The organism is Halomonas sp. LES1 (genome assembly GCF_031846005.1).
Taxonomy (GTDB): Bacteria; Pseudomonadota; Gammaproteobacteria; order Pseudomonadales; family Halomonadaceae; genus Halomonas.
Genome location: NZ_JAVRGC010000006.1, coordinates 1 through 11251, shown reverse-complemented (window position 1 = coordinate 11251; position 11251 = coordinate 1). Strand labels below are relative to the sequence as shown.

Genomic DNA, 11251 nt, shown 5'->3' with positions numbered 1-11251 from the left:
CTTGAACTATTCCCGACTCACACAGCGCATCGCCGGTGAAGGCTCGGCTGCCTGGGATATCCATATACAGGCGCTGCAACGCCGCGCCCGCGGCGAGGATGTGACCATCCTCTCGGTCGGCGATCCCGATTTCGACACCCCAGCTCCGATCGTCGAGAGCGCGGTGGAGAGCCTCCGCGCCGGACACACCCACTACCCCGACATGCAGGGCAAGCTAGCCCTGCGACAGGCCATCGCCGCACAATATCGCGAACTCGGCGTGAGTGACGTCGTCGCCGAGAACGTGATCGTGCTGCACGGCGCCCAGTGTGGGCTCTATGCCGTGGCCCAGTGCCTGCTCGACCCCGAGGATGAGGTGGTGGTCCCCGAACCCACCTACGTCACCTATGAGGCGGCCATCAAGGCCACGGGAGCGCGTATCAGCCAGGTGCCCCTGAGCCCCGACGATGACTTCCGGCTTCGTCTGGAGGCGCTGGAGGCAGCCATCACTCCTCGCACCAAGGCGCTGATGCTCAACAGCCCCCACAACCCCAGCGGTCAGATCATCGACCGCGCGACCTGGGAGGGTATCGCCGAGCTGTGCCATCGCCACGACCTATGGCTGGTGTCGGACGAGGTCTATGCCGACCTGGTCTTCGATGGCGAGCATCTATGCCCTGCCACCCTGCCCGACATGGCGAAGCGCACCGTGGTGGTGAACAGCCTCTCCAAGTCCCATGCCATGACCGGCTGGCGCCTGGGCTGGGTGATGGCGCCGCATGGACTGATCGGCCACCTCTTCAACCTCTCGCTGTGCATGCTCTACGGCTGCCCAAGCTTTCTCCAGGATGCGGCGCTGGAGGCGCTACGCCGGCCACCGGCGGCACTCGAGGAGATGAAGGCCGCCTATCGTGCACGCCGCGATACCGTCTGCCGGTCGCTCGCCGACAGCTCGTTGGTGTCGGCGGTATGCCCCGCAGCAGGCATGTTTTTGCTGGTGGACATTCGACGCACGGGCCTGTCAGCCAAGGCCTTCAGCCAGGCCCTGCTCGACGATTATGACGTCTCGGTGCTCTCCGCCGAAGCCTTTGGTCCCTCCGGAGCAGGCTTCGTGCGCCTAAGCCTTACCGTCGACGAAGCGCTGTTGATAGAGGCGTGCCGTCGACTGCTGGCCTGTGCCGAGCGGCATGCTCGATCCTCGATCGACACCTGAAGGGACTATCGCAAAGAGCGAGAAGTTGAGTGAGTGGTAACGAAGCGCCTCCTCGGTTTCCCGAGGAGGCGCTGTCGTATGATGAACATTGGCCAGCCATGGGCCAATAGGCGTCAGGTCATGACTTGGTGCCACTCGCCAGCTTGATCAGCTTGCGGTTGACAAACTCTCCCATGCCATCGGGACCCAGCTCACGACCGAACCCTGACCGCTTGACGCCACCGAATGGCAGCTCGGCGGCCGACCCCGGACCCTCGTTGATATGTACCATTCCCGCCTCGAGACGAGCCGCCAGACGCTGTGCACGCTCGATATCCCGAGAATGGATCACCGCCCCCAGCCCGTAAGCAGAGTCGTTGGCCAGGCGAACGGCCTCCTCCTCGCCATCCACCGGATAGACCACCGCCACGGGACCGAAGAGCTCCTCATGAAACAGACGCATCTCCGGTGTCACGTCGGTGAGCAGAGTAGGCTCATACCAGGCCCCCGGACGATCCAGGCGCCGCCCCCCCGTCACGACACGTGCTCCCTGGGCCACGGCATCCTGCACCTGAGCCTCCAGGGTCTCGAGGGCTGACTCGGAGGAGAGCGGCCCCATGAAGGTGGCGTCATCCTGGGGTGCCCCTACCGCAATGCTCTCCACTGCCTGCTGGAAAGCGTCCAGAAAGTCGTCATGCAGGCGACGGTCTACCAGGATCCGCTTGGCCGCGTTGCAGGCCTGACCGGCATTGGCGAAACGACCGATCAGTGCCTGCTGCACCGCTAGTTCCAGATCAGCATCCTCCAGCACGATAAAGGGGTCGGCCCCCCCAAGCTCGAGAACCACCTTCTTGAGATTGCGACCGGCGATCTCGGCCACCGCCGCTCCGGCGCGCTCGGAGCCAGTCAACGATACGCCCTGCACCCGCGAGTCGGCGATCACTGTGGCGGCCTGTTCGTTGCTGGCATACAGATTGACATAGAGGCCCTCGGCCGCACCGGCATCGCGGAAGATCTGCTCCATGGCCGCCGCCGACTCCGGACACTGCGGCGCATGCTTGAGCAGGATGGTATTGCCAAGCATCAAATTGGGGGCAACGAAGCGAGCCACCTGATAGTAGGGGAAGTTCCAGGGCATGATGCCCAGCAGCACCCCAAGCCCCTGCTTGCGTATCACTGCACTACCTCCACTCGACGGAGACAAGGGCTCGTCGGCCAGCAGACTCGGCCCCTGCTCGGCGTAGTAGCGATAGATGGAGACTACAATGTCGATCTCGATGCCACCCTGAAAGAGTGGCTTGCCCATTTCTCGCGCGATAATCTCCGCCAGTGCCTCTCGACGCTCGGCATAGAGGCCTGCCACCCGGTTGAGTAGAGCCGCACGCGCGGCGACATCGCTCTGACGCCAATCGCTGAAGGCACGATGTGCCACCTCAATCGCCGTTCGAACCTGATCATCGGTAGCAGTGGGAAACGTTTTTTCTACCTCGCCGGTGGCAGGGTTGGTCACGGCATACTGGGTCATGCGTGGCTCCTTGTACTGACTGTGGGAATCGCCTTCAGGGCAGGTCATGCTGCGAATCGGTGATCACATGAATCAACGCCGGGCGGCGCAGCTCGACGACCGCGTGCAGGCCTCGTTCTACCGCCGCTGCCGCTTCATCGTTGGACATCACGGTCTCACCATGACCGCCATAGGCTCGGCAAAGCGCGGCGAAATCAGGATTGGCCAGCCCCGTACCGCTGATGCGATGGGGGAAATGCATTTCCTGATGAGCTCTTATGGTGCCGTACTGGCCATTATCCATTACCAGGATCAGCATGGCGGCGCCGTACTGGACAGCCGTGGCGATTTCCTGGCCGTTCATCATGAACTCGCCGTCACCAGCCACTACTACACATAGCCGCTCCGGATGCGCCAAGGAAGCCGCCACGGCGGCCGGCACGCTGTACCCCATGGATCCATTACGGGTACTCAGCTGGCTAGGAAAGGTGCGCGTGGGCAGAAAGCGCTGCGCCCAGGCGCAATGGTTACCGGCACCAAAGGTGTAGACGGCGTCGTCAGGGAGATGCTTGACCAATTCACCCACCACTGCACTCATGTGGGCGGTCCCGGCACGCGTGGACGGCAAGCTCTCGGGAGCCGGCAGGAGAGAGGTTGCCTCCTGCACCGCCCGCCCCTCGGCCCGCCAGCCTTCCCACTCCGCACGACGGCCGAGTTCGAGGCCGTCCACCGCCTGAGCGAACGCCACGGGGCTGGCAACGATATGACGACTGACGGCGCCACTGCGACCGCGCAGCGCGGTGTCGATATTGACCAGGATATTGGTGCGGTCGTGGCCTTGACGCGCGGTGAACCCCTCGGTGGGGACATCGCCCGGTACCGCTCCCACCGCAATCAACAGATCGGCCTGCTCGAACATGGCCAGACTCATGTCCGTGCGCCCATAGCCCAAGGGACCGCAATTGACCGGTGAATCGAAAGGCACCCGATCGGCAGCGCGCCAGTCGTGCACCACCGGAATACCGTTGCATTCGGCGAAGCGGGTCAGCGTCGCGGCTGCCTCGGGAGTCCAGCGCTGGCCGCCAACGAACAGCAGCGGCTTGCGCGCCGTCATCAGACTCGACTTGAGCGCCTCCAGCTCGGCGTTAGATACGGCCCCCTCGGAAAGCGGAAGCGCCGGATGCAGCCGCGATGAGACCTCATGAGTAATCACATCTTCGGGCAGGCCGATCACCACGGGTCCCGGACGACCGGAGCTGGCGGCAAAGAACGCTTCGGCCACCACCTCGGAGGCGCGCTCCGCTTCGTCGAGCACAAAGACGCGCTTGCACTGGGTACCGAACCAGGCGTGGGGGTCGAACTCCTGGAACGACTCACGCATTCGGTCGGCGACAGGAATCAAGCCAACGAACAGCACCATGGGCACGGCATCCTGCCAGGCGGTGTGCAGGGCCACGAAGGCGTTGGCGGCACCCGGGCCACGCGTGACCATCGCCACGCCGGGCCGTCCTGTCAGCTTGCCATGGGCTTCTGCCATATAGGCCGCGCCACCCTCGTGACGACAGACCACGGTATCAATGCTGCTGACGTCATGCAGGCCATCGAGCACGGCGAGATAACTCTCGCCGGGCACCACGAAGACGCGTTCGACGCCGTGTAGCGCCAGTGAATCGACGATGACGCGACCGGCGTGGCGATGTGTCATAACTTGCTCCTAGGTTCCAGAAAGATACTTTCGGTTCCATGCTAGGAGCTGCGCCAACGCCTGGATAATGCTTTGTTTCACTCGTTTGATACGCCAGAGGCATTACCTATCTCGGCGCACCCTTACCCGCCAGGTTCCAGCAGCCGCTGCCACGCCTCGATGACCGCCCGACGATGATCCTGGAAGGCCTCGTCGCGACCGCGTGCCGGCTCACGGGTGAGCGAGGCGCGATGAGCGGCGCTGCGCAGCGCCAGGTAGGCCTCCCGCAGGCGCTGGCACTCCCTGGCCGGCAGGCGCTCGCTGGCCTCCAGCGTCTCGAGGATGCGCATGTTGTCGCTCCACTCGAGCAGTGCCGGGGTCTCATGCCCCATGGCCAGCACGGCGTACTGGCAGAGGAACTCGAGGTCGATCATGCCGCCGGGATCGTGCTTGAGGTCGAACTCCCCCTCCCCGCTCTTGCCCCCCAGATGGTCGCGCATCTTGTGGCGCATCTTGGTGACCTCGTCGCGGAGCAGCGCCACGTCACGCTCACGCCCCAGAATCTCACGACGCACGCCGTCGAAGCCTTCGGCCAGCCGCGCTTCACCGGCCACGACCCGAGCACGCACCAGTGCCTGATGCTCCCAGGTCCAGGCCTCGCGACGCTGGTAGTCGGCGTACGCCTTGAGCGAGGTGACCAGCAGGCCGGAGTTGCCCGAGGGGCGCAGTCGCATATCCACATCGAACAGCGTACCCGCAGGCGTCACTGCGGTGAGCAGATGGATGATGCGCTGGCCGAGTCGCGTGTAGAAGATCGCATTGTCCAGCACGCGCTTGCCATCGGTCTCGCCCTGGGGAGCGCCATCGTGGATAAACACCAGATCCAGATCGGAGCCATAGCCCAGCTCGATGCCACCCAGCTTGCCATAGCCCACGATCAGGAAGGCCGGCGTCGCATCGGCGCGGCTGCCATCGGCCAGCAGCGGAAAGCCGTGCTTGCGAGTCAGATGCTTCCAGGCCATGGCCAGCACCGCCTCGAGGATCACCTCGGCGATATAGGTGAGGTAATCGCTCACCTTCATCAGATGGCGAGTCCCGGCGATATCCGATGCGGCCACATGCAGCGTCTGGGCATGCTTGAAGACGCGCAGGGCCTCCAGCTGGGCCTCCTCGTCCTCCTCGGGAATACGGCCCAGGGATTGGCGCAGCTCATCGGCGAGCCGCGCCTTGTCGGCAGGGGTGTAAAGCGTGTCGGGCGTCAGCAGCTCGTCGAGCAGGATCGGGTAGCGGGCCAGCTGCTCGGCGATCCACGGGCTCGCCGAGCAGAGCGTCATCAGGTGCCCAAGCGCGTCGGGGTTCTCGCGCAGCAGCGCCAGATAGGCGGTGCGCCGCAGTACCGACTCGATGAGTGGCAACACGCGCTCCAGGGCAGTATCCGGCGCATCGCTCACGGCGACGGCATCGAGCAGCAGCGGCAGCAGGGCCTCCAGGCGCTCGTAGCCGATGCGTTGCATGCCCTGCACCTGCCGCGAGTGATAGAGCGCTCCGAGTCGACGTGCCGCCGCGGCGGGGTCATTGAAACCCGCCTCCTCCAGCAGCACGGCCCCCTCCTCCTCGTCGAGCTCGCCTCGCCACAGTGCTCGCCACTGCTCCAGGGGAGTGCCGCCGGCGGTCTCCTCGGCAACCTCCTCCACCTCCTCCTCGGGCTCGGCGATCACCGCGTCGAAGTGATAACGCACCCGGCCACGCACCTCGTCGAGGCACGCCATCAGTGCCGGCCACCCCTCCAGGCCCAGCGCCAGCGCGACCCGCTCACGATCGAGCTCGTCGTCGGGCAGGCACTGGGTCTGACGATCCTCCAGGGCCTGCAACGCATGTTCCAGGTCGCGCAGGAAGACATAGTCGGGCATCAGCTCCTCGACCACCTCGACGGGCAGCATACCCAGTTCGGGCAGGCGCTCCAGGGCGGTCTTCAAGGAGGTCACCTGCAGCTCGGTATCGCGCCCACCGCGAATCAGCTGAAAGGCCTGAACCACGAACTCCACCTCGCGGATGCCGCCGGGGCCGAGCTTGATGTTGCCCTCCATGCCCTTGCGGCGCACCTCGCGATTGATCATGCCCTTGAGTTCACGCAGCGACTCGATGGCCCCGAAGTCGAGATACCTGCGATAGACGAAGGGGCGCAGGCCGGCCAGCAGTTCGGCACCGGCATCCAGATCGCCGGCCACCGGCCGCGCCTTGAGCATGGCGTAGCGCTCCCACTCGCGCCCCTGGTCCTGATAGTAGCTGGAGAGCGAGTTGAAGCTGCCGACCAGCGGCCCCCCGTCGCCCAGAGGGCGCAGGCGCATGTCGACCCGGAAGGCGAAGCCGTCGGCGGTCACCGCATCCAGGGCCCCGATCAAGCGCTGACCCAGCCTGGTGAAATACTCCTGATGCTCGAGGGACTTGCGCCCGCCTTCGGTCTCGCCATTCTCGGGAAAGGCGAAGATCAGGTCGATATCCGAGGAGAGGTTGAGCTCGCCGGCCCCCAGCTTGCCCATGCCCAGCACCACCAGACGCTGCTCATTGCCGTCGCGACGCAGGGCGGGACGACCCCAGCGCGGCTCCAGGAACGTCTCCAGCCAGGTCAGCGCTGCCTCCAGGCAGGTCTCGGCCAGCCGTGACACCGCCGCCGAGGTGGCCCACATGTCGGTACCCCCGGGTCGTGTCAGGTCACGCCAGACGATGCCCACCATGCGCGCGCGACGAAAGCGCCGAATGACGGCATGCATGGAGGCTTCGTCCTCGACCTCCTCGAGGCGCTCCTCGAGCCAGCCGCGCAGGACATCGGGATCCGGAGAGGCGTCGAGCTCGCCACTGGCGTCCAGGTGCATGAGCCAGTCAGGATAGCGCACCAGCGTCTCGGCCACGAAGTCCGATATGGCCAGTACCCGGGCCAGCTGCTCGCGACGCGGCTCGGCGAGGCCGAGCCAGTCCTCCAGGGGGGAGTCGCGGTCGGTCATCTCCGCCAGGTGTTCGGCCTCCCCCAGCGCCTCGGCGAGCCGCTCCCGGGTGTGCTCGAGCGGCGCCCTGAGGGGTTCGGGAGTGTCGTTCAGTGGCAGGAAGTCTTCGGGCAGAGGCATCGGCGTCTCGCGTCCAGGGTGGCGAATACCCCCAGCATAGCGAAGCGAGGCCCCCGCTGGCACCCGCCGGGTCGATGTATCAGCCGAAGAGTTTCTGACCCAGCAGCAGCAGCCAGGTCAGGCCGGCCAGCAGCAGCGACATCATGACGGCTGCAGACCCCAGATCCTTGGCACGCCCGGAGAGCTCGTGATGCTCGGGGCCGATGCGGTCCACGATGCTCTCGATGGCGCTGTTGAGCAGCTCCACACTCAGCACGACCAGGCCGCTACCCAGCAGCAGGATCCACTCCACCGGCCCATCGCCGAGCCATCCGGCCAGCGGCAGCAGCAGCAGGAACAGGAGCAGTTCCTGTCGAAACGCCGCCTCGTGGCGCCAGGCGGCCTTCAGCCCCTTTATCGAGTAGCGGGTAGAGTTCACCAGATGACGCCAGCCGGTATGTCCGGGTTTCATCGTGTCTTCCTTGTGTTTTCCTTGGCGCGTTGACCGGGTCGTTCAGTGGTCATCGATCATGCGCTCGAGATCCATCGCCAGGGGATCCAGGACCTCGGACCAGCTCAGGTAGGGAGTATTGCCGGTGCCGTTGATCAGCACGCTGAAGGCGCCCCAGCGGCCGCTGGCGGTGCGGAAATAGCCACTCACGGCCCTTACCGTCACCGGCTGGTTGAGGGTGCCGGTCTTGAGCATCACATGCCGCTGGAAGGTATCGGAGCCACGCCGAATAAAGCGCATGACGCCATTGTCCGGAGACTGCAGGGCGGCCACGAAGCTGGGGAACAGGGAGGGGCGGTGATAAAGACTATCCAGCAGGGCATTGGCGCCACGCGCCGAGGTGCGATTCTCCGGCGTCAGTCCACTCCCGCTGAACAGAGTCACCGGCCCATGGTCGGGAATGCCGGCCACGAAGGCCTCGATGGCGGCCCCCGCCGAGCGCAGGTCAGCGCGTGGCGACGCCACCAGGTTCAGGGCCAGCATATCGGCCATGTAATTGTTGGAGTAGTTCATGGTGCGCAGTAGCAGTTCCTGCAGCGGCTTGCCATCCACGGCGGCCAGCGTAGTCGCCGTGGATGGTGGTGCCTGCTGGGTCGTATCCGCCCCGCCACTCACGGCGATGCCGGCCTGGTCGAGCATCGCCAGCAGCGTCAACGCCATCTGGCCGGCCGGGTCGGCGCTGGCCCGATAGATATCGCGAGGATGGGCATTGGTGGAGATCTGGCCACTCAGCTGCATCACGTCGCGGCCATCGCGGGTAATGCGCACCGCGCTGATCTCGGTGCCGCTGTTGTCCGGGCGGGTCACCACCCCGTTGTCGATGGCCAGGATGGCCGCCTGGCTATCACAGCCGGTGACGTTGGCCGGCTCTCCGGGCGTGTCGGCGGGTGCCACATTGACACACCAGTTGCCGTAGTTGACCCCGGCCGAGGAGAGCAGCGCACTATAGGCGTGACGAGTCCGCTCTCGCGCCTCACAGCGGTCGTAGGTGAGGCACTCAACGGGACCGAAGCGCCATTGGCTGACCAGCAGTCTGCCGTTTACCCTGCGCACTCCCGTCTGATAAAGACGCTGCACCAGACGCCAGAGGTCTTCACTGGTCAGTGCCGGGTCACCACCACCCTCGAGGATCAGGTCGCCCTGCAAGACCCCGCGATTATCTGGCTCCCGTGTACTGATCAGACGAGTGGTGAAGCGGTGCTGTGGTCCCCAGCGATCCAGCGCGGCCGCGGCCAGGTAGCTCTTGCTGACCGACGCGGGGGACAGCAGGCGCTGCGGCTCTATGGCGGCCACCACGCGATCATCATCCAGCAGCCTGGCTTCGGCGCTGATCCGGAACCCCTTGTCGAGTAGACGCGAAAGAGTCTCGAAGCCGGATGCGTGGGCGGGCAGGATAAGAGACAGCAACAGCAGGGCAGCAGCAGGACGCAGGCAACAGCGCATGACAGGGCTCATAAGCGGGTGAGTGTGGGCCTTCAGTGGGCAGAGACGGTAGAGAACAGCTGGATCACCGCGACACCGCCAATGATCATGGCGATACCCAGCAGTGCCGGTAGATCCGGCCTTTCACCATAGAGCAGAACGCCTGCCACGGTCACCAGCACGATGCCCAGCCCCGCCCAGATGGCATAGGCGATTCCCACAGGCACGGTGCGCAGCACCAGGGCAAGCAGATAGAAGGCCAGGCCATAGCCCACCACCACAGCCACACTCGGCCCCAACCGGGTAAAGCCCTCCGAAGCCTTGAGTGCGGTAGTCCCCACCACCTCGGCGACAATGGCCATGGCCAGATACAGGTAGCTCATCGACATCTCTCCCGGGTCAGCCGGCGGTGCATGATGCGATCGAAGGCCGTGTTGAAGACCAGCGCGTAGCACAAGAAGAACAGCATAAAGCCAAGGTCCAGCCAGAATGCCTCGACCAGTCCGATCTGCAGCCACCACGCCACCGCCGGCAGCGTCATGATCAACAGCCCCAGCTCAAAGCCGCCCGCCTGAGCGATTCGCTGCCACACGCTGCGACGCCGAGTCGGTACCCAGCTATCAAACAGCCGATTCCAGATCAGATTCCACAGCATCGCCGCGCTTGCCAGGCCTACGGCCAGCACTCCGATGGCGCCGCTATCGTGACCGGTCAGCACGCTGCTTGCCGGGATCACGATCGCCAGCCCTAACGCTTCGAACAGCACCATATGAGTCAGGCGCTCTCGCCAAGAACGCATCGGTCTCTCCTTGCCATCAACACATTGCTTTCAGGATTGCCCACCTAGACCGTCGCAATCAGCTCCGGACGATACGGCAACTCGAGTGCTAGTCGCCATAGCGGCTGGTCACTAAGGTGGTATTTCTGCTCGAAGGGCGTCAGATACTCTCCCGCTGGATCCAGCACTTCGATCTCGGCGGCAGCACCGGTGGCATGCTCGAGCCCCAGCGCAAACTCCTCGACATACAGCCGCCAGTTGGAGCGCAACTCCAGCCGCCCACCCAGCGCCAGGATAAACGGGAAGACCGGATGGCCATGCCAGCGCAGCTTGAGAAGTGTCGCCTTGGGGTAAGGGTTTGGGTAGAGCAGGTAATGACGAGCCGGCCGCCATCCAGCCTGGAAGACAAGCCGCCAGAAGTCCACCAGGTCGGCCCTGACCAGCAAGGCGTTCTCCGGCAAGGGGCCATGATCCCGACTCAGCCGGCTCTCGCTACGATCCACCCCGATGACGGCATGATCAGGAAAGGCCCCCGCCAGCCGACGGGTCGAGATTCCCACCCCGCAACCGGCATCCAGGATCAGCGGCATGTCGCTGCGCGCCTCTCTCCAGCGTGCGGCGGATGCGAAGGCTTCGCGGGTGTGCTCGGCGACAGGCTTGCGCCACGGATACTTCAGGGCACGCGCCACGCGTGTCTCGAGGCCCTGGTGCGGCCCCGCCTGATTGGTAACGATGCGGCGAGAAGTGGCTTGCATGACGACCTGCTGTGATACGAAACGAACACTGATTCTACCAGCCTCGCCTATCCCCCGCTCGGACTGCCACACCCCCTTGGCAGCGCCGCAAACACACCCCCTTGGCAGCGCCGCAAACACACCCCCTTGGCAGCGCCGCAAACACACCCCCTTGGCAGCGCCGCAAACACACCCCCTTGGCAGCGCCGCAAACGCAAAAAGCCCCGAGCTCATCATGAGCTCGGGGCTTTTTAAAATAAGTGCCTGACGATGACTTGGCCGGCACTCCGGGACTCTCCATGGGGGGGCCCTAAAACGACGAAACCCCGACCATGGGCCGGGGTTT

General features: G+C 64.9%; 9 protein-coding genes. 1 reads left to right on the top strand and 8 read right to left on the bottom strand.

What is annotated here, in order from left to right:
* Position 1: 1 nt before the first annotated feature.
* On the top strand, positions 2 to 1192 hold the full coding sequence (locus RM463_RS12880; RefSeq protein WP_311430234.1) for a pyridoxal phosphate-dependent aminotransferase: 1191 nt from the start codon (positions 2 to 4) through the stop codon (positions 1190 to 1192).
* Between the two features lie 118 nt (positions 1193 to 1310).
* Here the strand turns inward: RM463_RS12880 and RM463_RS12875 are convergent, their stop codons facing one another.
* From RM463_RS12875 to RM463_RS12840, 8 genes are all read right to left on the bottom strand, one after another.
* Positions 1311 to 2696 (bottom strand): NAD-dependent succinate-semialdehyde dehydrogenase, encoded by a 1386-nt coding sequence (locus RM463_RS12875; RefSeq protein ID WP_311430233.1) that lies wholly within the window; start codon positions 2694 to 2696, stop codon positions 1311 to 1313.
* A gap of 34 nt (positions 2697 to 2730) precedes the next feature.
* Positions 2731 to 4380 (bottom strand): thiamine pyrophosphate-dependent enzyme, encoded by a 1650-nt coding sequence (locus RM463_RS12870; protein ID WP_311430232.1) that lies wholly within the window; start codon positions 4378 to 4380, stop codon positions 2731 to 2733.
* A 122-nt stretch (positions 4381 to 4502) separates the two neighbouring features.
* Positions 4503 to 7481: a bifunctional [glutamate--ammonia ligase]-adenylyl-L-tyrosine phosphorylase/[glutamate--ammonia-ligase] adenylyltransferase gene (gene glnE / locus RM463_RS12865; RefSeq protein ID WP_311430231.1), complete on the bottom strand. Its 2979-nt coding sequence runs from the start codon at positions 7479 to 7481 to the stop codon at positions 4503 to 4505.
* Positions 7482 to 7560: 79 nt separating this feature from the next.
* Complete coding sequence (locus RM463_RS12860; RefSeq protein ID WP_311430230.1) at positions 7561 to 7932, bottom strand: diacylglycerol kinase; 372 nt, start codon at positions 7930 to 7932, stop codon at positions 7561 to 7563.
* Between the two features lie 42 nt (positions 7933 to 7974).
* Complete coding sequence (gene dacB, locus RM463_RS12855) at positions 7975 to 9414, bottom strand: D-alanyl-D-alanine carboxypeptidase/D-alanyl-D-alanine-endopeptidase (protein ID WP_311430229.1); 1440 nt, start codon at positions 9412 to 9414, stop codon at positions 7975 to 7977.
* 32 nt (positions 9415 to 9446) lie between these two features.
* Positions 9447 to 9776 carry a multidrug efflux SMR transporter gene (locus RM463_RS12850; protein WP_195689789.1) on the bottom strand — a complete coding sequence of 110 codons (330 nt, stop codon included), beginning with the start codon at positions 9774 to 9776 and terminating at the stop codon, positions 9447 to 9449.
* The gene (locus RM463_RS12845; protein ID WP_195689788.1) at positions 9773 to 10192 is read right to left on the bottom strand and encodes a PACE efflux transporter; all 420 of its coding nucleotides are present in this window, start codon (positions 10190 to 10192) and stop codon (positions 9773 to 9775) included. The genes RM463_RS12850 and RM463_RS12845 overlap by 4 nt, the downstream gene beginning before the upstream one ends.
* A 44-nt stretch (positions 10193 to 10236) precedes the next feature.
* Positions 10237 to 10926, bottom strand: coding sequence for a tRNA (guanosine(46)-N(7))-methyltransferase TrmB (locus RM463_RS12840; protein ID WP_195689787.1), 690 nt, complete (start codon positions 10924 to 10926; stop codon positions 10237 to 10239).
* Between the last annotated feature and the right edge of the window lie 325 nt (positions 10927 to 11251).

Bases quoted from the DNA above. Each gene is read 5' to 3' on its own strand.
- RM463_RS12845 (WP_195689788.1), bottom strand. From the start codon at position 10,192: ATGCGTTCTTGGCGAGAGCGCCTGACTCATATGGTGCTGTTCGAAGCG.
- glnE (WP_311430231.1), bottom strand. From the start codon at position 7,481: ATGCCTCTGCCCGAAGACTTCCTGCCACTGAACGACACTCCCGAACCC.
- RM463_RS12870 (WP_311430232.1), bottom strand. From the start codon at position 4,380: ATGACACATCGCCACGCCGGTCGCGTCATCGTCGATTCACTGGCGCTA.
- RM463_RS12850 (WP_195689789.1), bottom strand. From the start codon at position 9,776: ATGAGCTACCTGTATCTGGCCATGGCCATTGTCGCCGAGGTGGTGGGG.
- dacB (WP_311430229.1), bottom strand. From the start codon at position 9,414: ATGCGCTGTTGCCTGCGTCCTGCTGCTGCCCTGCTGTTGCTGTCTCTT.
- RM463_RS12840 (WP_195689787.1), bottom strand. From the start codon at position 10,926: ATGCAAGCCACTTCTCGCCGCATCGTTACCAATCAGGCGGGGCCGCAC.
- RM463_RS12875 (WP_311430233.1), bottom strand. From the start codon at position 2,696: ATGACCCAGTATGCCGTGACCAACCCTGCCACCGGCGAGGTAGAAAAA.
- RM463_RS12860 (WP_311430230.1), bottom strand. From the start codon at position 7,932: ATGAAACCCGGACATACCGGCTGGCGTCATCTGGTGAACTCTACCCGC.